The 25,656-nt window shown below is 63.8% G+C and carries 29 protein-coding genes; 13 read left to right on the top strand and 16 right to left on the bottom strand.

Annotated features, from left to right (window positions below):
- Positions 1-23: 23 nt before the first annotated feature.
- From ruvB to pdxT, 5 genes are all read right to left on the bottom strand, one after another.
- Entirely contained in the window at positions 24-1,100 is a 1,077-nt protein-coding gene (ruvB, locus tag ACSVHC_RS21455) for a Holliday junction branch migration DNA helicase RuvB (RefSeq protein ID WP_345450658.1), read from the bottom strand.
- Positions 1,093-1,737, bottom strand: a complete 645-nt coding sequence (gene ruvA, locus ACSVHC_RS21450) for a Holliday junction branch migration protein RuvA (RefSeq protein ID WP_437770101.1) — start codon at positions 1,735-1,737, stop codon at positions 1,093-1,095. Before ruvA ends, ruvB begins: the two co-directional genes overlap by 8 nt.
- An 89-nt stretch (positions 1,738-1,826) precedes the next feature.
- The gene (ruvC, locus tag ACSVHC_RS21445) at positions 1,827-2,405 is read right to left on the bottom strand and encodes a crossover junction endodeoxyribonuclease RuvC (RefSeq protein WP_236810689.1); all 579 of its coding nucleotides are present in this window, start codon (positions 2,403-2,405) and stop codon (positions 1,827-1,829) included.
- Between the two features lie 45 nt (positions 2,406-2,450).
- Entirely contained in the window at positions 2,451-3,206 is a 756-nt protein-coding gene (locus tag ACSVHC_RS21440) for a YebC/PmpR family DNA-binding transcriptional regulator (protein WP_437770102.1), read from the bottom strand.
- 3 nt (positions 3,207-3,209) lie between these two features.
- On the bottom strand, positions 3,210-3,911 hold the full coding sequence (gene pdxT / locus ACSVHC_RS21435) for a pyridoxal 5'-phosphate synthase glutaminase subunit PdxT (RefSeq protein ID WP_236810687.1): 702 nt from the start codon (positions 3,909-3,911) through the stop codon (positions 3,210-3,212).
- A gap of 101 nt (positions 3,912-4,012) precedes the next feature.
- Between pdxT and ACSVHC_RS21430 the strand changes: the two genes are divergently transcribed.
- Genes ACSVHC_RS21430 through ACSVHC_RS21420 form a run of 3 tightly spaced genes read left to right on the top strand, consistent with a single transcriptional unit; the run spans position 4,013 to position 8,119 of the window.
- The gene (locus ACSVHC_RS21430) at positions 4,013-5,308 is read left to right on the top strand and encodes a Mur ligase family protein (RefSeq protein WP_437770103.1); all 1,296 of its coding nucleotides are present in this window, start codon (positions 4,013-4,015) and stop codon (positions 5,306-5,308) included.
- Entirely contained in the window at positions 5,305-6,057 is a 753-nt protein-coding gene (locus ACSVHC_RS21425; RefSeq protein ID WP_437770104.1) for a type 1 glutamine amidotransferase, read from the top strand. Before ACSVHC_RS21430 ends, ACSVHC_RS21425 begins: the two co-directional genes overlap by 4 nt.
- A 49-nt stretch (positions 6,058-6,106) precedes the next feature.
- A complete protein-coding gene (locus tag ACSVHC_RS21420; protein WP_437770105.1) occupies positions 6,107-8,119 on the top strand; it encodes a M3 family metallopeptidase in 2,013 nt (670 codons plus the stop codon).
- Between the two features lie 315 nt (positions 8,120-8,434).
- Here the strand turns inward: ACSVHC_RS21420 and pdxS are convergent, their stop codons facing one another.
- Positions 8,435-9,361, bottom strand: coding sequence for a pyridoxal 5'-phosphate synthase lyase subunit PdxS (pdxS, locus tag ACSVHC_RS21415; protein ID WP_284982234.1), 927 nt, complete (start codon positions 9,359-9,361; stop codon positions 8,435-8,437).
- Between the two features lie 194 nt (positions 9,362-9,555).
- Positions 9,556-9,693, bottom strand: coding sequence for a hypothetical protein (locus ACSVHC_RS21410; protein WP_437770108.1), 138 nt, complete (start codon positions 9,691-9,693; stop codon positions 9,556-9,558).
- A 111-nt stretch (positions 9,694-9,804) separates the two neighbouring features.
- Here ACSVHC_RS21410 and ACSVHC_RS21405 point away from each other — a divergent pair, with 111 nt between their 5' ends.
- Positions 9,805-10,590, top strand: coding sequence for a hypothetical protein (locus ACSVHC_RS21405; protein WP_439181290.1), 786 nt, complete (start codon positions 9,805-9,807; stop codon positions 10,588-10,590).
- Positions 10,508-11,479, top strand: a complete 972-nt coding sequence (locus ACSVHC_RS21400) for a DUF222 domain-containing protein (protein ID WP_439181289.1) — start codon at positions 10,508-10,510, stop codon at positions 11,477-11,479. The genes ACSVHC_RS21405 and ACSVHC_RS21400 overlap by 83 nt, the downstream gene beginning before the upstream one ends.
- Before the next feature lie 49 nt (positions 11,480-11,528).
- Here the strand turns inward: ACSVHC_RS21400 and pgsA are convergent, their stop codons facing one another.
- The 4 genes from pgsA to ACSVHC_RS21380 all read right to left on the bottom strand — a co-directional run bounded on the left by pgsA (position 11,529) and on the right by ACSVHC_RS21380 (position 16,582).
- The gene (gene pgsA, locus ACSVHC_RS21395) at positions 11,529-12,158 is read right to left on the bottom strand and encodes a phosphatidylinositol phosphate synthase (protein ID WP_437770110.1); all 630 of its coding nucleotides are present in this window, start codon (positions 12,156-12,158) and stop codon (positions 11,529-11,531) included.
- Positions 12,151-12,759, bottom strand: a complete 609-nt coding sequence (locus tag ACSVHC_RS21390; protein WP_345450673.1) for an HIT family protein — start codon at positions 12,757-12,759, stop codon at positions 12,151-12,153. Before ACSVHC_RS21390 ends, pgsA begins: the two co-directional genes overlap by 8 nt.
- 29 nt (positions 12,760-12,788) lie before the next feature.
- Positions 12,789-14,798 (bottom strand): threonine--tRNA ligase, encoded by a 2,010-nt coding sequence (gene thrS, locus ACSVHC_RS21385; RefSeq protein WP_345450675.1) that lies wholly within the window; start codon positions 14,796-14,798, stop codon positions 12,789-12,791.
- 197 nt (positions 14,799-14,995) lie between these two features.
- Positions 14,996-16,582, bottom strand: coding sequence for a S53 family peptidase (locus tag ACSVHC_RS21380; RefSeq protein ID WP_437770111.1), 1,587 nt, complete (start codon positions 16,580-16,582; stop codon positions 14,996-14,998).
- 221 nt (positions 16,583-16,803) lie between these two features.
- On the opposite strand from ACSVHC_RS21380, the gene ACSVHC_RS21375 reads away from it, so the two are divergent.
- From ACSVHC_RS21375 to ACSVHC_RS21360, 4 genes are all read left to right on the top strand, one after another.
- Positions 16,804-18,204, top strand: a complete 1,401-nt coding sequence (locus ACSVHC_RS21375) for a glutamate decarboxylase (protein WP_437774023.1) — start codon at positions 16,804-16,806, stop codon at positions 18,202-18,204.
- A gap of 39 nt (positions 18,205-18,243) precedes the next feature.
- Positions 18,244-19,110: a class II glutamine amidotransferase gene (locus tag ACSVHC_RS21370; protein ID WP_439181287.1), complete on the top strand. Its 867-nt coding sequence runs from the start codon at positions 18,244-18,246 to the stop codon at positions 19,108-19,110.
- Between the two features lie 89 nt (positions 19,111-19,199).
- Positions 19,200-19,352, top strand: coding sequence for a hypothetical protein (locus ACSVHC_RS21365; RefSeq protein WP_284982224.1), 153 nt, complete (start codon positions 19,200-19,202; stop codon positions 19,350-19,352).
- Positions 19,353-19,435: 83 nt separating this feature from the next.
- On the top strand, positions 19,436-20,326 hold the full coding sequence (locus ACSVHC_RS21360) for a helix-turn-helix transcriptional regulator (protein ID WP_437770113.1): 891 nt from the start codon (positions 19,436-19,438) through the stop codon (positions 20,324-20,326).
- A 20-nt stretch (positions 20,327-20,346) separates the two neighbouring features.
- Here ACSVHC_RS21360 and ACSVHC_RS21355 read toward each other — a convergent pair whose 3' ends face one another.
- The 5 genes from ACSVHC_RS21355 to ACSVHC_RS21335 form a co-directional block, all read right to left on the bottom strand.
- Positions 20,347-20,670, bottom strand: a complete 324-nt coding sequence (locus ACSVHC_RS21355) for a type II toxin-antitoxin system PemK/MazF family toxin (RefSeq protein WP_437770114.1) — start codon at positions 20,668-20,670, stop codon at positions 20,347-20,349.
- Positions 20,667-20,879 carry an antitoxin MazE family protein gene (locus ACSVHC_RS21350; protein WP_437770115.1) on the bottom strand — a complete coding sequence of 71 codons (213 nt, stop codon included), beginning with the start codon at positions 20,877-20,879 and terminating at the stop codon, positions 20,667-20,669. The genes ACSVHC_RS21355 and ACSVHC_RS21350 overlap by 4 nt, the downstream gene beginning before the upstream one ends.
- A gap of 78 nt (positions 20,880-20,957) precedes the next feature.
- On the bottom strand, positions 20,958-21,401 hold the full coding sequence (locus tag ACSVHC_RS21345; RefSeq protein ID WP_439181286.1) for a hypothetical protein: 444 nt from the start codon (positions 21,399-21,401) through the stop codon (positions 20,958-20,960).
- Between the two features lie 200 nt (positions 21,402-21,601).
- Positions 21,602-22,582, bottom strand: coding sequence for a cation diffusion facilitator family transporter (locus tag ACSVHC_RS21340; protein ID WP_437770117.1), 981 nt, complete (start codon positions 22,580-22,582; stop codon positions 21,602-21,604).
- A 36-nt stretch (positions 22,583-22,618) separates the two neighbouring features.
- Entirely contained in the window at positions 22,619-23,350 is a 732-nt protein-coding gene (locus ACSVHC_RS21335) for a DUF72 domain-containing protein (protein ID WP_437770118.1), read from the bottom strand.
- A 77-nt stretch (positions 23,351-23,427) separates the two neighbouring features.
- Here ACSVHC_RS21335 and ACSVHC_RS21330 point away from each other — a divergent pair, with 77 nt between their 5' ends.
- From ACSVHC_RS21330 to ACSVHC_RS21315, 4 genes are all read left to right on the top strand, one after another.
- Entirely contained in the window at positions 23,428-23,631 is a 204-nt protein-coding gene (locus tag ACSVHC_RS21330) for a hypothetical protein (protein WP_376940683.1), read from the top strand.
- Positions 23,628-24,149 (top strand): DUF6328 family protein, encoded by a 522-nt coding sequence (locus ACSVHC_RS21325; protein ID WP_439181285.1) that lies wholly within the window; start codon positions 23,628-23,630, stop codon positions 24,147-24,149. Before ACSVHC_RS21330 ends, ACSVHC_RS21325 begins: the two co-directional genes overlap by 4 nt.
- Before the next feature lie 260 nt (positions 24,150-24,409).
- Positions 24,410-24,688 (top strand): hypothetical protein, encoded by a 279-nt coding sequence (locus tag ACSVHC_RS21320; protein WP_437770120.1) that lies wholly within the window; start codon positions 24,410-24,412, stop codon positions 24,686-24,688.
- 55 nt (positions 24,689-24,743) lie between these two features.
- Entirely contained in the window at positions 24,744-25,439 is a 696-nt protein-coding gene (locus ACSVHC_RS21315; RefSeq protein ID WP_437770121.1) for an SRPBCC family protein, read from the top strand.
- Positions 25,440-25,656: the final 217 nt, after the last annotated feature.

The raw sequence follows: 25,656 nt of genomic DNA, 5'->3' as shown, positions 1-25,656 counted from the left end.
AGGGTTAAGCTGAATGGATCGTGCTATCGGCCGGTGTCGATGCTTTCCGCCCCGTTTTCGCTGTCTTCGAACAACGCCAGCGGGTCCTGCCCGAACACTCCTGGCGGAACCGCATAACCAAGGTGGGTCCAGGCGGACGCCATGGCAATCCTGCCGCGCGGCGTCCGTCCCAGAAGGCCTTCGCGCACCAGGTACGGCTCAGCGACAGTCTCGACGGTCTCGGGTTCCTCCCCGACGGCGATCGCGAGGGTGGACAGCCCCACGGGGCCACCGTTGAACTTGAGGATCAGCGCCTCCAATACGGCACGGTCCAGGCGATCCAAGCCACGCTCATCTACCTCATACATGTCCAGCGCAGCGGAGGCGGCACGGGCATCGATCTGCTCGATGCCGTGGACCAAAGCCCAGTCCCGGACACGGCGCAGCAGCCGGTTGGCGATACGAGGAGTTCCACGGGAACGGCCCGCGATCTCGCTGAACCCGGCCGAGTTGACCTTCAGGTCAAGCAATCCGGCCGAGCGACGCAGAACCAATTCAAGCTCCGCTACGGAATAGAACTCCAAGTGCCCGGTGAAACCAAAGCGGTCACGCAGCGGACCAGGCAAAAGCCCGGCCCGCGTGGTGGCGCCAACGAGGGTGAATGGCGGCAGCTCAAGCGGAATGGCCGTGGCGCCCGCGCCCTTGCCCACCACGATGTCCACCCGGAAGTCTTCCATCGCCATGTACAGCATTTCCTCGGCGGGCCGGGACATCCGGTGGATTTCGTCGAGGAAGAGCACTTCGCCCTCCGAAAGCGAGGAGAGGATGGCCGCGAGGTCTCCGGCGTGCTGGATTGCCGGCCCGCTGCTGATGCGCAAGGGAGCGTTCATCTCGGCGGCGATGATCATGGAGAGCGTGGTCTTCCCCAGTCCCGGGGGGCCCGAAAGCAGGACGTGGTCCGCGCTGCGGCCACGCATCCTTGAGGCCTCCAGCACGAGCGAGAGTTGCTTGCGGACGCGGTGCTGGCCTACGAAGTCGTGGAGGTTCTTCGGGCGCAGTGCGGCCTCGATGATGCGCTCTTCGGGTTCCTCTCCCCCGGTAACGAGGGACTGCTCAGCCACGGCTGCCTACCCGGTTTCCAGCGCGTGCGCCGTCCTGCCCCAGCCAGCGAAGTGTTGCCCGCAGGATCTGGGCCACGTTGCCGGCGTCGGCAAGTTCCGGGGAATCGGCCATTGCCTTGTCGATACTGCCGGCGGCGTCCTTCTCCGACCAGCCGAGGCTGGTCATTGCGGCCACCACCTGCGGCTTCCAGACCGACTCGGCCGCGACCGCGGGTGCAGCCCCCGGAGCGGTGCCGTGAGGAACGAGTTTGCCCGCAAGCTCCAGGACGATCCTGCCGGCCACCTTCGGCCCGATGCCGGGGACCTTGGTGAATGACTTTGTGTCACCGGAATGGGCGGCCACCCGGATCGCTTCGGGCTCATGGACGGCCAGGACCGCGAGGGCCAGGCGCGGCCCCACCCCGCTCACGCTGAGAAGGACATCGAATACTTCGCGCTCGTCATCGTTCGAGAATCCAAAGAGCGTCAGGGAGTCCTCCCGGACGATCAATGAAGTGAACAGCTTCGCTTCCTCGCCGACATGCAGGTGGCTGAGGGTTTGGGGCGTGGCGTAGACGCTCATACCGGCACCGTTGAGATCGATGACGGCCGTGGAGAGACTGACGTGTGCCACGGTTCCGCGGAGAAAACTGATCAAGACCCGGCTCCTGAAGTACTGCCCCGTGCATGCTGCGCTGCGGGCTATCCGAACATATCTACGAATACCCTAGCAAGGGCCACCGACATTTACCGGCCGCGGCGCGCTTTCGCTTCGGCTTCAGCCCAGGCCCGCTGGGCGGGTGTCAATGCACTGCTCCCCGGTCCGGTGGTGGCAACCGCGGCACCGCTGCCGGCCCGCCACGCGTGCGTGACGGCGAGGGCCAACGCGTCCGCGGCGTCGGCCGGGCGCGGCGGGGCGTCAAGACGAAGGATCTTGGTGATGAGTTTTGTCACCGCTTCTTTGTTGGAGGTGCCGCTACCCGTGACGGCAGCTTTGACCTCCGACGGCGTGTGGAGCGCCACCGGGATGCCCCGCCGCGCAGCGGCCGCAATGACCACGCCGGACGCCTGGGCGACGCCCATGACGGTACTGACGTTCAACTGGGAGAAGACCCGTTCGACCGCGAGAACGTCGGGTTTGTACAGGTCCAGCCATTCGTCGATGGCCTTGGCGATGACCAGCAATCGCTGGTCCAATGATTGTTCCGGGGAGGTTCCCACGACGCAGACGGCGACCATGGTGGCGCGCCGGTTCCGTTCGACGTCGACCACTCCGATGCCGCAACGGGTGAGGCCCGGATCGACTCCCAATACGCGAAGAGTCAAGTCCGGGCCTCCCTGTTTGTTATGAAGCTGTGTTGCAAGTGGGCGCTACTCGGCTTCGAGCGCAGCCTGGACTTCCTCGCTCATGTCCGCGTTGGTGTACACGTTCTGGACGTCGTCGAGATCCTCAAGGGCGTCGACGAGCTTCATGAACTTCTTGGCACCGTCGAGGTCCAACGGCACCTGCATGGACGGGACGAACTCAGCTTCGTCCGTCTCGTATTCGATGCCGGCATCCTTGAGGGCTTCGCGGATGGCCTGGAGATCAGTGGGCTCCGAGTGGATTTCCCAGTTCTCGCCGTTGTCCTTGACTTCTTCGGCGCCGGCGTCGAGTACGGCCATCAGGATGTCGTCTTCGCTGAGCCCGTTCTTGGGCAGGTTGACGACGCCCTTGCGGGTGAAGAGGTAGCTCACCGAGCCGGGGTCGGCAATGGTGCCCCCGTTGCGGGAGATCGCCAGCCGGACCTCGGAGGCGGCACGGTTCTTGTTGTCCGTGAGGCACTCGATCAGGAGGGCGGAACCCTGCGGGCCCCGGGCTTCGTACATGATTTCCGTGTAGTCGACCACTTCGCCGGTCAGGCCGGCTCCGCGCTTGATGGCGCGGTCGATGTTGTCGGCGGGGACCGACGTCTTCTTCGCTTTGGTGACAGCCAGTTCCAGGCTGGGGTTGCCGGCAAGGTCCGGTCCGCCCATGCGGGCCGCGACTTCGATGTTCTTGATCAGTTTGGCGAACGACTTGGCCCTGCGGCTATCGAGGATGGCCTTCTTGTGCTTGGTCGTCGCCCATTTGGAGTGGCCTGACATGCTTTAAACTTCCCCTCTGATCATTCGAATAAACAATTCATGCACGCGCTTCTCCCCAGTCACTTCCGGGTGGAAGGAGGTGGCCAGCAACCGACCTGAGCGCACTGCAACAATTCTAGCCAACCCGTGCAAAGTGTCCGTGTGGGTGGCTTTTCCCGGTTCCACCTGGGCAAGGATTTCGACGCCGGGACCAACGCGTTCCACCCACGGTCCACGGATGAACACGGCGTGGACGGGGTCGACGCCGGATTCGCCGGCGCTGAACTCAAGGCCTTTGAAGTCAAGGTCGGTTTCGAAAGACTCGCGCTGACGGCCGAAGGCGTTGCGACGGACCGTGATGTCCAATCCACCGAAAGTCTGCTGCGGATTCCCGGCGAGGTCCGTGGCGGGATCGGCGATGTCGTCCGCTAGCAGGATCATGCCGGCGCAGGATCCATAGACCGGCAGGCCGGACGCAATCTGCTTGCGGATGGGATCGGCGAGTTCAAAGATGCGCGCCAGCTTGTCGATGGTGGTCGACTCGCCGCCGGGAATGATGAGGCCGTCAATGTCGTCGAGTTCCGCCGGACGCCGGATGCCGACGCCGGTGGCACCGGCCGCTTCGACGGCGTGGATGTGCTCACGAAAATCGCCTTGTAGTGCGAGGACGCCGATGCGCAGGCCCGAGCCCACGCTTGATGACGCCTCGGAAGGGGGATTGGTCATTCGACCATCATAATGCGCTGCCACTGCCGGGCTCGCCCCGGGAATCCGATGGCAGGCTTACGGCACGTGGTTTATGCACCAACTGGGATATATTACAGAGCATGTTTTCGTTCACCGTTCCACTCGGCAAGCTGGTCCGTGCTGTGTCCCGGCTGCGCGGCGGGGGTTCGGCTTTGCCCGGCCTCGTGGTCGAGAAAATCGACCCAGGCTTCATGCAAAGGACGCTGTCCTCGCTCCCCCACGGCGTGGCGGTTGTGAGCGGAACCAACGGCAAGACCACCACCACCAAAATGGTGGTGGAGCTCTTGGAAAGCCAGGGCCTGAAGGTCTTCACCAACCGGACAGGCAGCAACTTCACCCGCGGCGTCGCAGCTGCGCTCCTCGGTGAAGTGGACTGGCGCGGAAGGCTGGACGCCGACGTCGCGGTCTTGGAACTCGACGAAGCACATGCCGTGCACTTCGTGAACAAAGTGCCGCCGCGCTACTGCCTCCTCCTCAACGTCCTGCGCGACCAGCTGGACCGTTTCGGCGAAATCGACGCCACCGCGATGCTTCTCCAGCGCATCGCCGAGCGCACCACCGGCACCGTGGTCCTGAACCGCGAGGACCCCCGGGTCGCCCGCATTGCAGGGGCCGTGAGCGGCCCCGAGGTGCTCTACTTCGGATTGGACGAATCGCTCCGAAGCACCTTCCCGAACGACGACGACATGCGGGCCGCGGCTCCGGGAACCAGCCCCGTCGGTGACGTTCCCGACTCCCCGGCGGCCGACGTCGTGCTCCGCCGCGTCGGTACCGACGACGCCGACTTCGAGTTCGACGGAACCCGAGTGGCGACCCACATGAAACTCCGCGGCGTCTACAACATCTTCAATGCCGCCGCCGCATTGGTGCTCGCCAGGAGCATCACCGGAGCAAGCGGAAGGCCTGGCGATGCCGCCAAGCTGGTCAAGGCACTCTCGGAGGTGGCTCCGGCCTTTGGCCGCGGGGAGAGCCTGACGGTGGATGGCCAGCCCCTCGAGTTGGTCCTGGTGAAGAACCCGAGCGGTTTCCGCCTGGGCCTGAAGTCATTCCCGGCGAAGGGCTACGCGTCCATGATCGCCATCAACGACAACTATGCCGACGGCCGCGACATGTCCTGGCTCTGGGACGTTGAATTCGATTCCCTGCGCGAGGACGGCGTCGAGGTCCTGACCGGTGTCCGTGCCTACGACATGGCGCTGCGCCTCCAGTACGACGAGGTCCGTTTCGGTTCAGTGGACACGGACATCCCTGCGGCGTTGGCTGAATTCATCCGAGGGTCGGCGGGCAAGCCTAAACGCGTGTTCTGCACCTACACCGCGATGTTGGCCATCCGGCGCGAACTCTCCAAAATCACCACAGTAGAGGTGGTCTCATGACCCCGGCCGAAGACACCGCCCTCCACGCCAGCAAGGGCACCGTCCGGGTCCTCCAGCTGTATCCCCGTGACATGAACATCTACGGCGACTGGGGCAATGCCCTCGTCCTGCGGCAGCGCTTGCTCTGGCACGGATACACGCCTGAGCTCCTTGAATACAACGTGGGCGACGACTTCCCCGAAGATGTCGATCTCATTGTGGGCGGAGGTGGCCAGGACAGCGGCCAGGTAGTCATCCAGGACGATCTCCAGTCACGAGGCGAACAACTCCGCGAGATGGCCGAGGACGGAACGCCGATGCTGGTTATTTGCGGGCTTTACCAGCTTTTCGGCAAGTTCTTCAAGACGAAGAGCGGCCCTGTTATCCCCGGTATCGGCATCCTTGACGTCGAGACGGTCGGCACCGATGAACGCCTCATCGGAAACGTCACCCTGACCTCACCGGAATTCGGCGAAATCCTGGGCTATGAAAACCACAGCGGACAGACTTCCCTGGGTCCCGGCGTCGAGCCCCTCGGCACCGTGTCCAAGGGTGCCGGCAACAACAGCAAAGACAACCACGAAGGCGCCAGGCACCGGAATGTGGTTGCCAGCTATCTGCACGGTTCCTTGTTGCCCAAGAATCCGGCCATCGCCGACTTCCTGATCCGGACCGCCGTCGAACGCAAGTACGGTACCTTCGTCCCCGGAACGCCCGACGACGGCTATGCGCGCCTCGCGCGCGAGAATGCGGCGCGGCGGCCGCGCTAACCCGCGGGAAAGCGTTGTGGGCGGAGGCCCTGCATGAAAGGGTTGCTTCATGACGAACCCTCTCTTGGAGCCGAGTACCCTTCCCTTCGGATTGCCGCCCTTCGCAACGATCCAGGACAGCCACTACGCCGAAGCCGTGGACGCGGGACTCTCTGAGCACCTGGCCGAGATACAGGCCATCCTGGACAATCCGGAGCCTGCTTCCTTCGAAAACACGGCAGTTGCAATGGAGCGCTCCGGACGACAGCTGGAGCGGGCAGCGGCCTCCTTCTTCACACTGGTTTCTGCCGATGCCTCGGAGGCCATCCGCGAACTCGAAACCGAACTGTCTCCCCGTTTCGCGAGCCATCAGGACGCGGTCTACCTCAACCGTGGACTGTACGAGCGATTCGCAGCCGTAGACACCTCAGGACTTGACAATGAATCCATCCGGCTGGTGGAGGAATACCTCCGGGAATTCCGACAGTCGGGGATCCAGCTTGATCCGGCTGACCAGGAAAAGCTCAAGAGCCTCAATGCGGAACTCTCCCGTTTGGGAACGGAGTACGGGCAACGCGTCAAGGAAGCCATGAAGGCCGCTGCCCTCGTGGTGGATGACGCCACGGAGCTTGCCGGCCTGCCGGCGGACGACATCGCCAGCGCCGCCGAGGCAGCACGCTCTGCCGGACACGAAGGGAAATACCTCCTGACCCTCATTCAACCAAGCAACCAACCTGCTTTGGCTTCTTTGCAGAACCGTGAGCTCCGGCGCCGCCTCTATGAGGCATCCATTGCGAGGGGTAGCGACGGCGGCAGCCTGGACGTCATGGAGCTGGCGAAGGCGATGGTGCGTTTGAGGGCCGAGAAGGCGACACTTCTCGGGTTCGGCAACTACGCCGAACTGGTCATGGACCGCCAGACCGCCCCCGATTTCGCGGCCGTGCAGGCGATGCTGAACCGGCTTGCTCCTGCCGCCATCCGCAACGCCGACGCCGAAGCGGGCGCCTTGGCGGAGAGCGCGGGGCACCCGCTGGAAGCCTGGGACTGGGCGTACTACTCCTCGAACGTCCGCCGGGAGCGCTACGAGGTGGACGAACAGCAGCTACGGCCCTATTTCGAATTGGACCGAGTGCTGGTGGACGGCGTGTTTTTCGCAGCCACGAGCCTCTTCGGTATTACTTTCCACGAGCGGAAGGACCTTGAGGGGTACCACCCCGATGTCCGCGTCTGGGAGGTGCGGAACGAGGACGGCTCCGAGCTTGCCCTTTTCCTGGGCGACTACTACGCGCGGGACTCCAAACGCGGCGGCGCCTGGATGAATTCGCTCGTCGAACAATCAGCGCTCCTGGGTACCAAGGCGGTGGTGATCAACAACCTGAACATCTCCAAACCGCCGGCCGGAGAACCCACCTTGCTCACCCTGGACGAAGTCAGGACCATGTTCCACGAGTTCGGCCATGCCTTGCACGGACTCTTCTCCAACGTCACGTATCCACGATTCTCCGGAACCTCGGTCCCACGGGACTTCGTGGAGTATCCGTCGCAGGTCAACGAGATGTGGATCATGTGGCCCGAGATCATCGGCAACTACGCGCGCCACTACGCCACCGGCGAGCCACTCCCACAGGACATCATCGATCGCCTCAACGAGTCCAAGCTCTGGGGCGAAGGTTTCGCCACCACGGAATACCTCGGAGCCGCCCTGTTGGACCTGGCCTGGCACGTGCTGGACGTAGACGGAGTCCCTCAGGATGCCCAGGATTTCGAGGCCAAGGCACTGGCCGCGGCAGGCGTGGCCCACTCCCTCATACCTCCCCGGTACCGCACGGGGTACTTCCAGCACATCTTCGCCGGGGATTACTACGCAGCCGGGTACTACTCCTACATCTGGAGTGAAGTGCTCGACGCGGAAACGGTGGACTGGTTCACGGAAAACGGCGGGCTCCTGCGCGAGAACGGCGAACGATTCCGTTCCGAACTGCTCTCCCGCGGAAACAGCCGGGATCCGCTGGAATCCTTCCGCACCCTCCGGGGCCGCGAAGCGTCCCTCGAGCCCCTCCTGAAGCGCCGCGGGCTCGAATAACCAGCGGGCAGACCCAACTAGCTCGCAGTTGTTGTCGTTATGGAGCCTCATAACGACAACAACTGCTAGTTACTTGGGTTAACGCGCGACGGCGGCCGGTCACCACGAAAGGTGACCGGCCGCCGTCGTAGTTAGCCAGAGCGGAAGGCTCATGGACTCAGAGCACCGGACGGTGTGATCCGGCAGCGCGTTCGACTGCTGCTCCACAAACTCGGCGCCGAGGCGCCTCCTCCATGGAGCCTCTGCAGTCTCTCTTAGCACGCCGAGGATCAGCGCCGTCCGGCGCACCAACATAGCGCGCCGGCTTAAGACCTACTACCAGCCGCGCTCGGCAAGGCGGTGCGGCTCGGGGATTTCCTCGACGTTGATGCCGACCATGGCTTCGCCCAGGCCTCGGGAGACCTTGGCGATGACGTCGGGGTCGTCGAAGAAGGTGGTGGCCTTTACGACGGCGGCGGCACGCTGGGCCGGGTTGCCGGACTTGAAGATGCCCGAACCGACGAACACGCCGTCCGCGCCGAGCTGCATCATCATGGCAGCGTCGGCCGGGGTGGCGATACCGCCGGCGGTGAACAGGACAACGGGAAGCTTGCCGGTCGCGGCGACTTCCTTGACGAGTTCGTACGGGGCCTGCAGTTCCTTGGCGGCGACGTAGAGCTCGTCCTCGGGAAGCGTTGAGAGGCGGAGGATCTCGGCGCGGATCTGGCGCATGTGGGTGGTGGCGTTGGAGACGTCGCCTGTGCCGGCCTCGCCCTTGGAGCGGATCATGGCCGCGCCCTCGTTGATGCGGCGCAGCGCCTCGCCGAGGTTGGTGGCACCGCAGACGAAGGGAACCGTGAAGTTCCACTTGTCGATGTGGTGGGTGTAGTCGGCCGGGGTCAGGACCTCGGACTCGTCGATGTAGTCCACGCCGAGGGACTGCAGGACCTGTGCCTCGACGAAGTGGCCGATGCGGGCCTTGGCCATGACGGGGATGGAGACGGCGGCGATGATCGCATCGATCATGTCCGGATCCGACATGCGGGACACGCCGCCCTGGGCGCGGATGTCGGCGGGAACGCGCTCGAGCGCCATGACAGCCACGGCACCGGCATCTTCGGCGATGCGGGCCTGCTCGACGTTGACGACGTCCATGATGACGCCGCCCTTGAGCATCTCGGCCATACCGCGCTTGACGCGGTTGCTGCCCGTAACGCTGGCTGCGGACGAACCGGCTTCGTTGCTTACATCAGGTGTAGACACAAAAACCCCTATGGGTAGATAGAAGACCTTGGCCGGGGCGCAGGCGGACAGGGGCCACACACAGCGCGCCGGATTTCCAGGTCACATTGACCAAGTAACTTCAATACTAGTCCCCTGCGCTGTGCCCGTCGTACTTGATTACCGGCCTTGGCCACCCGGTCCTGCCGGCACCGGCGGGCGTCGCTCACCCGCTGTCATGACTTCCGCGCGTCGCGATACTTCAGGTACCCATTTACGGCATCAGATTCGTCGCCGTGGCGAAGGCGCGGGAATCCGTCTTCGGCAATGGTGAGTGCGTCACCGGCCCGGTCGCTGAGGCGATCCGGGTTCATTGGGACCTCAACACCTGATTTTTGGGACCTGTTTTCCTTGTTTCGCTTTGCGCGACGTCGATTGGCAGCGCAGGGGCTAAAAAAGTCAGACCCCCGTGACAGGGTTTATTCATGGAAGGCATCGGTCAACTCGTGGCACGTCGGGCAGCCCCGCCCGATGGCGGGATCGCGGCGCCGGGACGGCTGTCCCGCCGCCTGAAGCCCGTCCCTGCCTGGCATGCCGGGCAGCAAAACCCGGCCGCGCTGTCCCCGCGAGCCGCGCTGTCCCCCGCGAGTGGCCTTGATCTGGCGGTGGCGGCGATGGATGCGCTGCGCTCAACCGCTCTCGCCGACGCCCGCGTGCTGGCTTTCTCCGAAGCCGCCGATTTCGCCGGCAAGGTCGAGGAGATCTCCCGGACGGTCGAGTTTCTGCAGCTCGTCGCAGCCCAGGCCGTGGAACGGACCCGGCGCGAAGCCCAGGCGGCATGGCAGGCATCCCCGGCGCCGGGGTGGCGGACCGGCTGGACCGAACCCACCGCAGCCGACACCGCAGCCGCACCGGTCGCGGGAACTGAAGCCGACACCGCAGCCGCACCGGTCGCGGGAGCAGCCGACGCGGTCGACGACGGGTACCGGAACGCGGCCGAATTCCTGCGGGCCAGGCTGCGGATCAGCATCGGCGAGGCCAGGCGCCGGCTTGTCCTGGCCTCCGGCGTGCTCCCGCAAACAGGGATCGCCGGACAGGACGTCCCCGCACGCCACGAACTCCTCGCCGAAGCCCTTTCCACGGCAGCCGTGCCGTCCCGATCGGCCACGATCGGCCACGATCATCAGCATGGCGCTGGACCAGGTGCGACACATCGCCGACGCGGACACCGCCCACCAGATGGAACACTCCCTCACCCGCACCGCAGTTGAGAGCGACCCCGATTTCGTGTCCCGGATGGCCAAACGCTGGGTCGACGCGATCGACCAGGACGGATCCGAACCCGGCGAGGAAGAACTACGCCATCGCCAAGGAGCGTTCATCCGCAAACCCCGCCGCGGACTGCACCACCTGGAAATCTTCGCCACCGCGGAACAATTTGAAACCCTCGCCACCGCCATGAACACCGCCGCCAACCCCCGCCTGCAGCCCAACGCCGCCGGCACAGGCACCGGCACAGGCACCGGCCCCGCCACCGGCCCCGACCTGGACCGCCGCTCCCGGGCACAGAAACTCCTCGACGGGCTCACCGGCGCCTGCGCAGTGGCCCTGGCCACCGGCGAACTGCCCGCCAACGGCGGCCTCCGGCCCCAGCTGATGGTGACCATCGACTACCGGGACCTCCTCGAACGCCTCGAACACGAATCCCCCGCCGCTCCAAGCCCCCGCCCGAGCAGCGGTGCGTCCACGTTCCAGGGCCCGGTCCACCCCGCGGTCATCCGCAAGATCGCCTGCGACGCGGACATCATCCCCGTCCTGCTCGGCAGCGATAGCCGCGTCCTGGACATCGGCCGCACCACCCGCATCTTCCCGCCCCACATCCGCAAAGCCATCATCGCCCGCGACCAAGGCTGCGCCTTCCCCGACTGCACCATCCCCGCCCCCTGGTGCGAAGCCCACCACATCACCTACTGGTCCAACGGCGGCACCACGGGAACCGACAACGGCACCCTGCTATGCAGCCACCACCACCACGTCATCCACAAAGAACACTGGACCATCACCCTGGACACCGGCACGGCATGGTTCAAACCACCACCCCACCTCGACCCCCGCCAAACACCCCGACGCAACCACCACTTCCGACCCACCCGGACATAAGCCTGCCCGACAGGAAACGTGCCTGAACACGACAGGATGATCCCACCGCTTAAGCGGGCGTCCCGCCGTCGACGTCTGCCATCGCCTGTTCGCGGACGGCCGCCATCCTTTGGACGACGGTGACGGCCGTAGCGGCGGCGAGCATGACAAGGGTCACCAGCAAGACGACGGGAGGCAACCCGAGCCCGGTCAAGCCGGTGACGAGGAGCACAGAGATGAGCCGTTCCGCGCGCTCGGCTATGCCCACATTGGCGTAGAAGCCTAATGATTCAGCCTTGGCGCGGGCGTACGAAACCACCATCCCGAGCACCAAGCAGGCCAGGGAAGCGATAGCGATCGCACTGTTCCCGCCGCCCGTGAAGAACCAGATTGCGACGCCGGCGAAAATGGCGCCGTCTGCCAGCCGGTCCAGCGTGGAGTCGAGGAAGTTTCCCCAGGGGCCGCTGCGCCCCTGTTCCCTCGCCATGATTCCGTCCACGACGTCGGACAGCGCGAAAACGGCGATCAGCAGCGAACCCCACCAGAGCTGGCCCAGGGGGTAGAGAATCAGGGCACCGAGAACTACGCCGGCGGTCCCGACGACGGTGACGGCGTCGGGCGAGACCCCAACCCTGAGCAGGAACCGGGCAACGGGCGAGAACAGCCCGGTGAAAAACCCGCGGGCGTGCCGATTAAGCATCCGTCTCCCCGGAGAGATCCGACTCTTCCGGCCAGGCGTCGGCCACCTGCTGGCGAACCTCGTCAAGGGTCTGAGTGATGGCCTTCGTCTGAGCGATGATCGGGAAGAAGTTCCCGTCCCCACCCCAGCGAGGAACCACGTGCTGATGCAGGTGTGCGGCGATTCCCGCCCCGCCTGCCACGCCTTGGTTCATGCCCAGGTTGAAGCCGCTCGGGTTGGCCACCTTTCGCAGCACCCGCATAGCGGTCTGCGTGAGCTCTGCCATTTCCGCCGTTTCCTGCACTGTGATGTCCGTGTAGTCCGGAACGTGCCGGTAAGGACACACCAGCAAATGACCAGGGTTGTAAGGGAACAAATTGAGCACAACGTAGCACGTCTTGCCGCGCCGCACGATGAGGGATTCCTCGTCCGTGCGGCTCGGAGCTACACAGAACGGGCAGTCGTCCTGATTTTTGAACTGGTTCTGCCCGCCCTTGATGTAGGCAAGGCGGTGCGGAGTCCACAGGCGCTGGAAGGCATCAGGAACACCTGCCAGGCCGAAGTCGTCAGTCACTTCGGCATCGCCCGGATACTCAGCTGTCACGCCCGTGTTCTCCTGCACTATTTCCTGCCCCCCGCGTGTCCGACTCGTCAGCTCTCGCGGTTCTTGACGGCGTCCACAATTCTTCGGACGGCCTCGGCAACGGGCACACCGTTGTCCTGGCTGCCGTCGCGGAAGCGGAACGACACCGCGCCGGCCTCTGCGTCCTCTCCCCCTGCGATGAGGACGAAGGGAATCTTGTCCTTGCTCGCAGTGCGGATCTTCTTCGGGAAACGGTCTGAGGAAATGTCTACCTCGGCACGGATGCCAGCGGCCTTGAGCTGGCCGACGACGTCGAACATGTAGTCGTTGAACGCCTCCGCCACCGGAATGCCGACCACCTGCACGGGCGAGAGCCAAGCGGGGAAAGCCCCCGCGTAGTGTTCGGTCAGTACGCCCATGAAACGCTCAACCGAGCCGAACAAGGCACGGTGGATCATGACCGGACGCTGGCGGGTACCGTCGGCGGCCTGGAACTCCAGCTCGAACCTCTCAGGCAAGTTGAAGTCCAGCTGGATGGTGGACATCTGCCAGGTGCGGCCCAAAGCATCCTTCGCCTGCACGGAGATCTTGGGACCGTAGAACGCGGCTCCGCCCGGATCCGGGACCAGCTCCAGCCCCGAGGCCTCGGCTACTTCGGCCAAGGTCCGGGTGGCTTCCTCCCATGCGGCGTCCTCTCCAACGAACTTGTCTTCGTTCTTGGTGGACAGTTCAAGGTAGAAGTCGTCCAGGCCGTAGTCTTTGAGCAGGCCGAGGACGAAGTTCAAGGTTGTGGTCAGCTCGTCCTTCATCTGCTCGCGGGTGCAGTAGATGTGGGCGTCGTCCTGTGTCATGCCGCGCACGCGGGTCAGGCCGTGGACAACACCGGACTTCTCGTAGCGGTATACAGAGCCGAATTCGAAGAGCCGAAGGGGCAGTTCCCGGTAGGAGCGGCCGCGTGACCGGAAGATCAGGTTGTGCATGGGGCAGTTCATCGGCTTCAGGTAGTAGTCCTGGCCGGGCTTGCGTACGGTGCCGTCGTCGTTCAGTTCCGCGTCGATGTGCATCGCCGGGAACATGCCTTCCTTGTACCAGTCAAGGTGGCCGGAGACTTCGTAGAGGTGTCCCTTGGTGATGTGCGGGGTGTAGACGAACTCGTACCCGGCGTCGACGTGACGCTGGCGCGAATAGTCCTCCATCGCCTTGCGGATGATGCCGCCCTTGGGGTGGAACACCGGCAGGCCGGAGCCCAGCTCATCCGGGAAGGAAAACAGGTCCAGCTCCGCGCCGAGCTTGCGGTGATCGCGGCGCTCGGCCTCGGCGATGCGCTCCTGGTATGCCTTCAGCGCGTCCTTGGTGGGCCAGGCTGTGCCGTAGATGCGCTGCAGCTGCTGGTTGTTCTGGTTGCCCAGCCAGTATGCCGCCGAGGAGCGGGTCAGCGCGAAGGCGTTGGAGATCAGCTTGGTGTTGGGCAAGTGCGGGCCGCGGCAAAGATCGCACCAGACGCTGTCACCGCTCTTGCGGTCCACGTTGTCGTAGATGGTGATGTCCCCGGCGCCCACCTCGACGTTGACGCCCTCGCCGGCGTCGGCGGCGTCATTCTTCTTGCCCAGCAGTTCAAGCTTGTAGGGCTCGCCCTTCATGGCTTCGCGGGCTTCGTCTTCGGTGACGACGCGGCGCACGAACTTCTGGTTCTGGTTGATGATCTTTTGCATCATCTTCTCAAGCTGGCGCAAGTCTTCAGGAGTGAAGGGCTCGGCAACATCGAAGTCGAAGTAGAAGCCGTCTGTGATGTATGGGCCGATTCCGAGTTTGGCGTCCGGACGAAGCTGCTGCACAGCCTGGGCCATGACGTGCGCGGTTGAGTGACGCAGGACGTTAAGTCCGTCCGGCGAGTCGATGGTGATGCCATCAACCTGGGCACCCTCGGGCAGCACCTGGTCGAGGTCTTTGAGTTCGCCATCGACACGGGCCACTACGACGTCGCGGCGCTCAAAGAAGAGTTCCGCGCCGGTGGTCCCTTCCGTCACCTTGGTCTCTTCGCCATCGACGATGAGGGTGATCTGCTGGGCATCTGACACGGGTGTCTCCTATTCATTGATAAGGCTTCATAGCTTGTGGCGTACGGGGACCACAGCCAGCCATCGTCCATCGTATCCGCTCCGGCTGGGGCAGCCAAAGCAGGCGCGGGCGCGCCGTTTCGTGGGCTCCAGACCAACGCTTAAGCGGTGGCGGCCCTTTGAGTCCGGCCCTAATGAATCTTGTCGCGGAGTGAGGATCAAGGCTTGGTTTGCAGCAATGCAAGAAGGGCGCTGCCGTCCGGACTGCCCAGGCCTGTGCAGGGATCCCAGCCGGTCCCGGCATGGTAGCTTCCGTTGGAACCAGTGGTGATGTCATGGAAGCCCGACGCCGGTTGGGTGCCGTTTTGGTAGAGCAGCGGTTGGATGAGCCCAAAGCGCCTGTTAGTGGCCTGCGCGAGGCGGGCAACGAGGGCCGCCCAGAGCGGTGCGACCGCACTGGTTCCGCCGATCACCATGTCTTTCCCGTCGACGCGCACCTTGTAACCCGTCTGCGGGTCGGCGACACCGCTGACATCCGGGACGCCCCTTCCGGCCTTTTTGTGCTTGGCGTGCCCCGAGATGCCAGACTGCCAGGATGGAACCGGAAAGACGTCGCTGTAACCTCCGCCAGTAGCCGAGTTGGGGCCGTCGTTCCAGACCGTTTCCGCGCTGATGACGCCTGTCGCGCCGTCTGCTTGAAGGCGGGTTCCGCCGCAGGCCAGCACATGCGGGCTCGACGCCGGGAAATCGGCGTGATCCTTGTTGTCCGTTGCGCCGTCCGCACTGCCGTTGTCCCCGGCCGCGGCTGTCACCGTCACTCCGAGAGCCGCGGCGTCGGCCAGTGCCTGGTCGAAAGCCGTCCGGGCTTGGGCGGTCCAGGCGTCTTCGCTCTGACCCCAACTGATGCTGATCGCGGCCGGCACCGGATTTGCATGGGAGGCTGCGACAATCGCGTCCAGGAATCCGGCGTCAGTGTTGGGAGCGAAATAGACCACAATGGTGGCCTTCGGCGCCAAGGCGCCGACCACTTCGACGTCGAGCAGGACTTCCCCATCGGCGCCGGCCGGATCCTGCCCGGGATGGTTCGCCCCGCCGTCGACTCCCACCGCTGTGACGCTGGGCGTGACGATCCCCAGGCCCTGGAAGTAGGTGTCAAGGTCTTGCTGTCCGTAGCCGCCGCCCAGTTCAAGGATGGCAACGGTTTGGCCCGTTCCGTCCGTTCCCTCAGGAAAGTTGTAGATCTTGCCCAGCTGGGGCGGGGTGTAGCTGGTACCGGCCGCGGCCAGGGGAATGGCGTGGAATTGGGCCCGGGCCTGCGGCCGGTCGTCCAGGCCGAGGACGGCGACGACGACGCCGTCGAGGGCTGCAGGCACTTGCAGGCCTCCGGTGCGGTGCCGGTGGGTGACAGCAGCGCCGTCCGGGCCGCGGCTCGTCAGCTCGTCCAGTGACGTCCCGAAGACGGCGCCTAACCGCTCCACCGTTCCAGCCAGCCGAATCCTGCGGCTGGCCGCGTCCGATTCCACAACGTCGAGACCGAGGTCGGTGAAAGTGCGTCCAGCGAGATCAAGGTCTGCTGCCGACGCGCCGTACCGGGAGGCCAGTTCGTCCCGCGAAAGCGGAGCGGACGGAATTTCGGGCATCTCTTCCTGGCGCCTCAGGATGACCGTCGCCTCGATCCGACGCGAAGGATCGACGGGACCGAGAACGTCCCGGACCCCCGGAGCCGGAGCCCTGTCTGATCCGGGCAGCGGAACGCTTTGCGTTTCCGTAGGCTGTCGGTCTTCTGGAGTGTCCTGCATCGACATTGGTGCCTCCTACGCTCGCTGTGAGAGAGCTTCGTCCCCTGCGATTATGCACCCGGAGCCGTTTTGGCACCATGGCGTGGAACAGAAATGGTCACTGGCGCCGACTCGGCTGGCGCGGCTTCCGAAGGGCTTGGGCACGGCGGCCGCCCACGGTAGCGTGGGGCCTTGGCGGCCCAAGCCACAGCAATGGCCGGCACAGCGGCGAGTCAAAGGAGCGAACCATCAATAGGTCACACCGAACATCAGCCCATGAACCCGACACCGCAGTTGAATTGAACCCGGTGTTCAGCCGGCCGGGAGAATCCAGTATTTTTCCACGGTTCACCATTCCGGACGGTGAGTCCCTTCCTTCGACTGCTTATCAGGTAGTCCACGACGAAGCCATGTTGGACGGCAACTCCCGCCTGAACCTCGCCACGTTCGTCGGAACCTGGATGGAACCCGAGGCGTCGAAGCTGTATGCCGAAACGTTCGACAAGAACATGATCGACAAGGACGAATACCCCCAGACGGCGTTGATTGAGACCCGCTGCTGGCGGATGCTCGCCGACTTGTGGAACGCCCCCGATCCGGCCAAGTCCGTTGGGACCTCCACGATCGGTTCCTCCGAGGCATGCATGCTGGGCGGCTTGGCCTTGAAACGTCGCTGGCAGCACGCGCGGCGGGCGGCCGGCCTTTCCACAGACAAACCCAACCTGGTCCTCAGCTCGGCAGTGCAGGTGTGCTGGGAGAAGTTCTGCAACTACTGGGATGTGGAGGCCCGGTACGTTCCGGTGTCGAAGGAACACCAAATGCTGGACGGCTACGAGCTGGACAAGTACGTGGACGAGAACACCATTGGCGTTGTGGCCATCATGGGCGTGACCTACACGGGAGTCTATGAACCCGTGGAGAAAATCTCGGCGGCGCTGGACGAAATCCAGGAAAAGCACGGCCTTGATATTCCGATCCACGTCGACGGCGCCTCCGGAGCGATGGTTGCGCCCTTCCTGCAGAGGGAGACTGTCTGGGACTTCCGTCTGCCGAGGGTCGCCTCGATCAACACGTCCGGCCACAAGTACGGCTTGGTCTATCCCGGTCTTGGCTGGATCATTTGGCGGGACGAGCAAGCGCTCCCCGAAGACCTGATCTTCCATGTCAGCTACCTCGGCGGGAACATGCCGAGCTTCGCACTGAACTTCTCGCGGCCCGGCGCCCAGGTGCTGCTTCAGTACTACCTGTTCCTCCGGCTCGGATACGAGGGATACAAATCCGTTCAGGCAACCTCCCGGGACGTGGCGCTCTATCTATCGAGTGAAATAGGGGCGATGGAGCCGTTTACCTTGTGGAGCGACGGATCGGACATTCCGGTCTTTGCCTGGCAGCTCACCGACGGATACACGAAGAACTGGAACCTTCACCACTTGTCCGAGCGGCTGCGGATGAATGGATGGCTCGTCCCTGCCTACCCCATGCCGGACGGATTGAGCGAGATCACAGTCCAACGGATCGTTGTCCGCAACGGTTTCACACGAGACCTCGCATCGAGTTTCCTGGCCGACCTCAAGAAGGAAGTCGCCTACTTGGACGGCCTCACGTCACCGATGCCCGCCGATGGGCAAACCCAGGCGTTCCACCACTAGCAGCTTCACCACCGACCGCTCCAAGGAAGGACGTGTGCCATGTGCCGATTGTTCGGCTTGCATGCCGGTTCACAAGCAGTCCGCGCCACTTTTTGGCTCCTGGACGCGCCGGACAGCCTCGCTGACCAGAGCCGGCGCGAGCCCGACGGCGCCGGCATAGGCACGTTCGACAGTGAAGGTAAGGCCCATGTCGCCAAACAGCCTCTCGCTGCATGGGAGGACCACGCCTTTGCGCGCGAGGCGCGGGTCCTGAAGAGCACGACGTTCCTGGCCCATGTGCGGTATGCCAGTACCGGCGCGCACACCATGGTCAACACGCACCCGTTCGAGCAGGACGGGAGGTTGTTCGCCCACAACGGCGCCTTCGGCGATCTTGAACGGCTCGATCAGCGGCTGGCCGAGTTCGGGGTTTCGGATCTGGTAAAGGGCCAGACAGACAGTGAACGCCTCTTCGCATTGCTCACCGCGGAGAGCAGGCGCGCAAATGGCGACGTCGGCGAAGGTATCACCCAAGCGATCAGCTGGATCGCGAAGGAGCTCCCAGTGTTCAGCTTGAACCTGATCCTGACGACGGCGAGCGACGTTTGGTCGGTCAGGTATCCGGACACGCATGAACTGCACATTCTGGAACGGTTGCCTGCCCGCGCCGAGGAGGCGGCTCCCCTGGACGCGCGGAGCTCCAGCATCCGCGCCCACAGCAAGGATTTGGCCCATTCCGGACACGTCCTCATCGCCACCGAACCGATGGATGACAACCCGGAATGGAGAGCACTGCCGGGCGGTGCGTTGGTCCACATCGGTCCGGATCTCGATGTGACCATCAGCCACCCCTTCCCGGAGGCTCCGACACATCCGCTCACGCTATCGGACCTCTCCCCCTCCGCGGCAGCATCCCAGAAGCCGTGATCCTCGAACACAAAACAGCGTCCGGCGTCTTGGGCTTATGGCCGCGTGTTCATCGTGTCCGCGCGCCCCGCCGCGCATAAGATCGATCCATGACCGCTGAAGTCGAATCCGAAACCGCCTTCGTCCCGGCCGTCCAACTCGACGGGCAAATGAGCATCAATGACGTCCTGCTGGAGCTGGGACGGGAACCAGTGGTGTACCCGTCCGCGAACGCCGACGCCGGCGATTTCCGCATTTTCTAGCACCGGCGCTGGGGGAACTCCGGCTGATAGAGGTACTGGCAGGGACTCCCTCAAGGCGCTCAAACGTCACTATCGTTGATCGCATGGACAACCGGAACGACGCCCGCGATTTCCTTGCTTCCCGGCGTGCGAAGATCACCCCCGAACAGGCGGGGCTACCGACGTCGGGCGGGAACCGGCGCGTAGCCGGTCTCCGTCGCGGAGAAGTCGCAATCCTGGCCGGGGTAAGCGTCGAGTATTACACGCGGCTGGAACGCGGAAACCTTGCCGGAGTATCCGAGAGCGTCCTGGAAGCATTGGCCAGGGCTCTCCAACTCGACGACGCTGAGAGCGCACACCTGTTCGATCTGGCGCGCACAGCCGGGACGAGCAAGCGGCTGCGTCGGTCGGCTCCACAACAAGTCCGGCCGAGTGTCCACTTTGTCCTCGACGCCATCACTGACGCGCCGGCATTTGTCCGCAACGCGCGCATGGATATCCTCGCCGCCAACAAACTTGGCCTTGCTTTGCATTCCGAGATGTACGTCAACCCGGTCCGGCCGCCCAACTACGCGCGCTTCATTTTCCTGGATGAGGAGCGGGCCCGGAGGTTCTTCCCGGATTGGGAACTCGCTGCCAACAACATGGTGGCCATCCTGCGCACAGAGGCCGGCCGCGACCCCTTCGACCGCGGATTGAGCGATCTTGTAGGCGAACTTTCCACCCGAAGCGATGAATTCCGCACTCGCTGGGCAGCCCACAACGTGCGCCGCCACTACAGCGGCTTCAAGCATTTCCATCACCCAGTGGTGGGCGAACTCCGGTTGCTGTTCGAGGCAATGGAATTGTCAGCGGACACCGGCCTCTCCCTGTTCATCTATCCTGCGGAACCTGGCTCCCCCTCGGCAGACGCCCTGCGCCTCCTCGCGAGCTGGGCCGCCACGCAGGAAATGGCAGATCAACCCCAAGCCGCACCCACTGCAGGCGGAGTGTGACGGCCTAGGGCTGCTATTCCCTACGCGATCCCGAGGAAAACCAAAAGCGCCCGTTCCACTTCCACAAGCTGGGCGGCGGTAAGGCGCCCTACCCGGGACTGGACGTTGGACCGGCGCACTGTGGTGACTTTGTCGATCATTACGTGACTTTCGCGGACCAGCCCTGACAGGTCAGAAGGTGTCACCGGGATCCGCAACAAACGCGCGTCCCGAAGAGTTGAGGTCATGGGCACCACGGTTAGGGACTCCGAATCGCTGAAGCGATCGTCCTGAATGACTAGCGCCGGACGTGGATTCGAGGCGAAGACGCCGCCAGCAACCGTCCAGATCTCGCCGCGGATCACTCCTCGTCGTCCCAGAGTACGGACACGGCGTCGACGAAGTCCTGATCATCGGAATGCCGGTCCGCTTCGGCCACGATGGCACTTTGCCGCCTCGCTTCCTCGGCGAACGTCTTGGCACGAGTGTCCGGCACCCACACCTGAATGGGCCGGAAGCCCTGCTCCCGCATCCGGCGCCGATACTCGCTAACTCGATCCTTCACCGTTCCCATACGACAATTGTTACATGTAACCGTTTCGGCTGGTAGAGGCCGGTCGGACCCTGTGCCCAGACTAAACGTTGCCCTGACTTACCGCGTTGGCCCCAGGCGCCCCTCTTCGTCGCCTCGCTCGTCGTCTCGCTCCCGTCGGTCTCCGGCGTCGTCCCTGTCCCGACGGCGTACCTCACCATTCGTGTCCGAGCGGTTGCCCGCATCGGGGTCCAACTCTTCCGCCCGCCGCAGCCTGTCCTGCGAGGCTTCGTTGGCCCGTTCGGCTGCCTTCTGCTTGTCAGTGGCCTCCTGATGCAAGCGTTCCGCTTCGCTCTCGGCGCGGGCGGCGTCAGCTGCCGCTCGAGCGGCCTCAGCGCTGCGCTCATGAGCTCCGAGGGCGTCGGCACGGGCTTTCTCGCGGAGGTCCGCAGCGCGCTTGCGGTTAGCTGCGTCCTTCGCTCGGCGCCCATAAGCGACGACGGCGACGATCACGGCGATGATCACAATCGCCACCACGATCCAAATCCATGCTTGCCCGTCCATTGCAGCTCCCCTCGAAAATTGACTGTGCTTCCGGTGCGCAAGCTCGATGGTTCGGCCGACCGTGCCGTCGGCAGCTCGGATCGGCGTCCCCGGACAGCGCGCGGATGCTGGTCCCTTGAGTCAACAACTTTGCGTGAAACATGGCACGAGTAGCCTGTACTTGTTTTCCCCAGAGGTTCCAGCGGATTGCCGATGCTGGTTTACTCAACGGCAGGCGACTGTGGCCGAACGCCAAAGGACAGCGAGGGTTCGTCGGGCGTAGCGAGGGTCAGCACCGCCTCCTCGACGGTCTCCTCATCTTCCAGTTCCCGTTCCACACGGCGCAATGCGATGGCTACCTCATGCTCCCGAAGGTCGCCCGTGATATCCACCGCCGCGACGAGGTACAGCTTGCGCGGCCCAACAAACTCCAGGTGCAGATACGTTAGGCGATCGATTTCCGGGTGTTCCATGACCCTGATCGCCATCGACTTCTCGAGTTCCGGTGTAACGCCCTGACCGACGAGGAAGCGACGATTGCGATCTATCAGCACCACCGCGATGACACCGAGAAGGATGCCGACAAATATGGATCCGAGGGCATCTGGGAGCGGCGATCCAGTGAGCTGGTGCAGAAAGATCCCCAAGAAGGCAATGAGCAGGCCTATCAGCGCGGCACTGTCCTCCGCGAAGACGGCGCGCATGGTGGGGTCCGAGCTTTTGAGCACTTGTTCCAAGGTGCGACGTTCAAGTTCCCTTGCCGACGTGCGGGCCTGCCGGAACGCTTGGATGAACGAGGCCCCTTCGAGCACGAAGGATATCGCGAGGACAACATAGGCGACCTCGAAATCACCCCCTGGATCCGGTGCGAAAAGCTGTTGGACACCGTGCATCACGGACACAACGGCCCCTGCTGTGAACAAGCCGAAGGCGGCAAACATCGACCACACGTAAGCTTCCCTGCCGTAGCCCATCGGATGGGCCACGTCCCGCTGTTTCGAGGATCTCCTCTCAGCCACCAGCAGGAATATCTGGTTACCGGTGTCCGCCCAGGAGTGGGCGGACTCGGCGATCATCGAAGCGGAACCGGTAAGTATGGCCGCGACGGTTTTTGCCGCGGCGACCAAAAGATTTGCGGCAAAGGCCAAGATCACGGTCATGAGGGATGAAGACGGCATCTTGACCTTCTTGGTTTCAACCATGGAAGCTACGGTACCCACCAACGGTGGAGACCACGCCTAGTGGCTGCCGAGGAACGAACGGAGGGTGAGGGCGTTACGGACCGCGTTGCCGCCGCCGTCGTTATTGAAATAGACGAAGACCTCCTTGCCCGCGGCCTCCCATTCCGCAATTCGTTCTGCCCACCAGCGCAGGTCCTGATCGGAGTATGAACCTCCGGAAAGGTGATGGTGATCCGGCCCGTGCATCCTGATGTAGACAAACGGCGCCGTGGCCCTCAGGACGCAAGGGAGCTCCGCTCCGCTCATGATGCAGTAGGCCGTTTGGTGCCTTTCAAGCAGTTCGTAGACAGCCTCGTCGTGCCAGCTGTGATGGCGGAATTCGACGGCGACTTTCATCCACTCGGGAAGGAGGTCAAGGAAATACGCCAGCCGGCCGTCGTCGCGCTCCATTCCCGGCGGCAGCTGGACCAGCATGACTCCACGCCTGGCCCCGAGCTCATGCCACGCCGAGGTGATCCTGCCAATCCAGGCTTCAGGGGCATAAAGGCGCTTTGCGTGGGTGAGCCCGCGGGGCGCTTTGACCGAAAAGGCGAAGCCTTCAGGCAGCCGGCGTCGCCAGCTGGCAAACGATGGATCACGCGGCCACCGATAGAAACTCGCGTTGAGTTCGACGGTCTCGAATTGCTGCACGTAGTAACCGAGCCGGTTACGGGAGGGAGTGCCAGCGGGATAGAGCACGTGCTCCCAGTGGTCGTAACTCCACCCCGACGTTCCAACGTGGGTTCCCATGTGCCCAGCCTATGGTCGACGTCCCTAAATAAGTAAGCTGATGATATCCGGGATTGAAGAGAGGTTGGTCGAGGGCCATGCGATTCGGGTCGATTTTCGGGCTGATCGTGGTGATCTGGCTCATCATTGGAGCGGTAGCCGCTGGACAACGTGGCTACTTCAGCGCAGTTCCCGCGCAGTGTTCCCAGTTGGCAACAATCAGCCTGAATATTGTTGCCGGCCCCCTGAACTACATGGGACTGAACCCTGTGGCAGGTTGCGAACTGCCGCGTCCGTCGTGAGCGGACCGGAAGATCCTCCACTCACCGGGCCGGCAGCCGACACCAGGCATGAGTCCGAGGACCAGCGCATGGACCGCAACTGGAATGAGCTGCTCCAGGAGATGCGCGTCCTCCAGACAGGCGTGCAAATTATCGGTGGCTTCCTGCTCACCCTTCCGTTCCAGCAGAGATTCGGCACCCTGACCGAGCTGCAGAAGTGGTGGTTTCTCCTTCTGGTCGTTCTGGCGACCATGACCACCGGCCTCATGCTGGTGCCGGTCAGCCTGCACCGGCGGCTCTTCCAGCATCACGTCAAGGACCGGTTGGTGGCTGCAGGGGACATGGTCGTCAAGGCCGTCGTCGCATGTGTATCCCTGCTGATCGCAGGATGTGCCGGACTGATCTTCAGCGTTGCCGTGGGGCCCGAAGCTGGCCTGGCCGCCGGGGGCGGCATTCTTGTCGCCCTCGCGGCGATCGTGCTCGTGTACCCGCTGCTTTCCTGGTCTCCCGCTCGCCGGAAGGCCGAGCCGGAACCCTGATTCGAGGTCTGACGACGGCCTAGTCTAGGCCGTCTCGATCGACATAGTAAGTTTGCTGATCAATTTTCCCGAATCCATGGACAAGTAACCGCCCAGCCTACTAGTTTCGATGTGGTAACAGGCTTGAAAGGGCGTCGACAGAAGGCCAGAGGCCTTCTCGTCCGGGGCCAGCCTCGCGGTCACTACGGACGGCGTCTTAAGTATCAGGTTCTTGATTTTCCACCAACAGGTTCAACCAGCACGGAATGGACGGTATGGACATGGACAAGCAGCACGCAGCCGAGGAAGAGGAAGCCGGAGGCTACGGAACTCCGACGCCGGAACAAGAAACAGCAGGACGCGCGGGCCAGCAGGCGAATCAGGGCGGGCAGAACGGATCAACCGCGGTGCCATCGGCCGATGCCGAGCTGGATGAGTCGAACTCCGAGGGAAGCAAGCCAGGGAGTTCTTTCTCGTCCGAACCGAAGGGCGATGCGACTGGGCTGCCCGAGGATAAGTCCCCGAAAGACGACGACGGCGAAACTTTCGACGCTGGCTAGACCGCCAGACGACCACCAACCTCCGCAGGAACAAGCGCAAGCAAGGAGCACAAACATGGCTACGGTTAACCGAACAATCGACGTGGAAGTTCCCGTTTCAGTGGCATACAACCAATGGACCCAGTTCGAGTCTTTCCCGGAATTCATGAAGGGCGTCGAAGCGGTGGAACAAATCGACGAGACTGCCCTGCATTTTTCCACCAACGTGGGCGGCGTCAAGCGCGACTTCAACGCCCAAATCCTTGAGCAGGTGCCGGATTCGCTAGTCAGCTGGGCCAGCATTGACGGACCAAGGAACGCGGGGACGGTTAGCTTCGAACCACTTGGAGCGGACCGTACCCGAGTAAATGTGGAGATCGAATGGGAGCCAGAGAGCCTTGCCGAGAAGGCCGGCTCGCTGGTGGGCATCGATGACATGCGGGTCTCAGCCGACCTCGACAAGTTCAAGAAATTCATCGAAGAGCGCGGCTATGAGACTGGCGGCTGGCGAGGCTCCGTGGCCGCCGGGGATGTCGACGACTCCGGGGCAGTATTCCGTGCCGCTACCACTTCGGAACTGCCCGCCGTCGATCCTGACTTGACGGCCCCTGCCGCTACGGAAGCGGCCGACGGCGGCGACGCGGCTCGCGTCGGCCAGTACACCGAGGGCGACTACGGCACGGAGCGCGTCACGGATCTCCCCGCAGAGCGGATCGAAGGCGACTACACCACGGAGGAAACCGAAACACGTCCGCGTCCGTCGGACCGCTGAGCCCCGTGGGGCCGGCCACGAACAGGCCGGCCCCACGGACGTCCGCCCAGACTTCATCGACTATTCGAGGAGCAGACAATGAGCGAGTTCCCTCCCGACCCGACGCGAGACCCTAGCGCTGACCCCACCCGAGAGCCTGGTCCAAGCCCGACGCCGGAGCCGGCACCGTTGCCGGAGCCAGGGCCGACACCTGTGCCGACCCCTGGCCCGGACTTTC

The organism is Arthrobacter sp. KNU-44 (assembly GCF_051843155.1).
In the GTDB taxonomy this organism is placed as follows: domain Bacteria; phylum Actinomycetota; class Actinomycetes; order Actinomycetales; family Micrococcaceae; genus Arthrobacter.
Note: the sequence above shows the minus strand (reverse complement) of the source record. Positions and strands in the feature narration are given on the sequence as shown.

Bases quoted from the DNA above. Each gene is read 5' to 3' on its own strand.
- pgsA (WP_437770110.1), bottom strand. From the start codon at position 12,158: ATGCTTAATCGGCACGCCCGCGGGTTTTTCACCGGGCTGTTCTCGCCC.
- ACSVHC_RS21360 (WP_437770113.1), top strand. From the start codon at position 19,436: ATGGACAACCGGAACGACGCCCGCGATTTCCTTGCTTCCCGGCGTGCG.
- pdxT (WP_236810687.1), bottom strand. From the start codon at position 3,911: ATGACCAATCCCCCTTCCGAGGCGTCATCAAGCGTGGGCTCGGGCCTG.
- ACSVHC_RS21340 (WP_437770117.1), bottom strand. From the start codon at position 22,582: ATGGTTGAAACCAAGAAGGTCAAGATGCCGTCTTCATCCCTCATGACC.
- ACSVHC_RS21330 (WP_376940683.1), top strand. From the start codon at position 23,428: ATGCGATTCGGGTCGATTTTCGGGCTGATCGTGGTGATCTGGCTCATC.
- ACSVHC_RS21400 (WP_439181289.1), top strand. From the start codon at position 10,508: ATGGCGCTGGACCAGGTGCGACACATCGCCGACGCGGACACCGCCCAC.
- ACSVHC_RS21440 (WP_437770102.1), bottom strand. From the start codon at position 3,206: ATGTCAGGCCACTCCAAATGGGCGACGACCAAGCACAAGAAGGCCATC.
- ACSVHC_RS21320 (WP_437770120.1), top strand. From the start codon at position 24,410: ATGGACAAGCAGCACGCAGCCGAGGAAGAGGAAGCCGGAGGCTACGGA.
- ACSVHC_RS21335 (WP_437770118.1), bottom strand. From the start codon at position 23,350: ATGGGAACCCACGTTGGAACGTCGGGGTGGAGTTACGACCACTGGGAG.
- ACSVHC_RS21345 (WP_439181286.1), bottom strand. From the start codon at position 21,401: ATGGACGGGCAAGCATGGATTTGGATCGTGGTGGCGATTGTGATCATC.
- ACSVHC_RS21315 (WP_437770121.1), top strand. From the start codon at position 24,744: ATGGCTACGGTTAACCGAACAATCGACGTGGAAGTTCCCGTTTCAGTG.
- ACSVHC_RS21405 (WP_439181290.1), top strand. From the start codon at position 9,805: ATGGAAGGCATCGGTCAACTCGTGGCACGTCGGGCAGCCCCGCCCGAT.
- ACSVHC_RS21430 (WP_437770103.1), top strand. From the start codon at position 4,013: ATGTTTTCGTTCACCGTTCCACTCGGCAAGCTGGTCCGTGCTGTGTCC.
- ACSVHC_RS21380 (WP_437770111.1), bottom strand. From the start codon at position 16,582: ATGTCGATGCAGGACACTCCAGAAGACCGACAGCCTACGGAAACGCAA.
- ACSVHC_RS21420 (WP_437770105.1), top strand. From the start codon at position 6,107: ATGACGAACCCTCTCTTGGAGCCGAGTACCCTTCCCTTCGGATTGCCG.
- ACSVHC_RS21350 (WP_437770115.1), bottom strand. From the start codon at position 20,879: ATGGGAACGGTGAAGGATCGAGTTAGCGAGTATCGGCGCCGGATGCGG.
- ACSVHC_RS21425 (WP_437770104.1), top strand. From the start codon at position 5,305: ATGACCCCGGCCGAAGACACCGCCCTCCACGCCAGCAAGGGCACCGTC.
- ACSVHC_RS21365 (WP_284982224.1), top strand. From the start codon at position 19,200: ATGACCGCTGAAGTCGAATCCGAAACCGCCTTCGTCCCGGCCGTCCAA.
- ACSVHC_RS21410 (WP_437770108.1), bottom strand. From the start codon at position 9,693: ATGAACCCGGATCGCCTCAGCGACCGGGCCGGTGACGCACTCACCATT.
- ACSVHC_RS21370 (WP_439181287.1), top strand. From the start codon at position 18,244: ATGTGCCGATTGTTCGGCTTGCATGCCGGTTCACAAGCAGTCCGCGCC.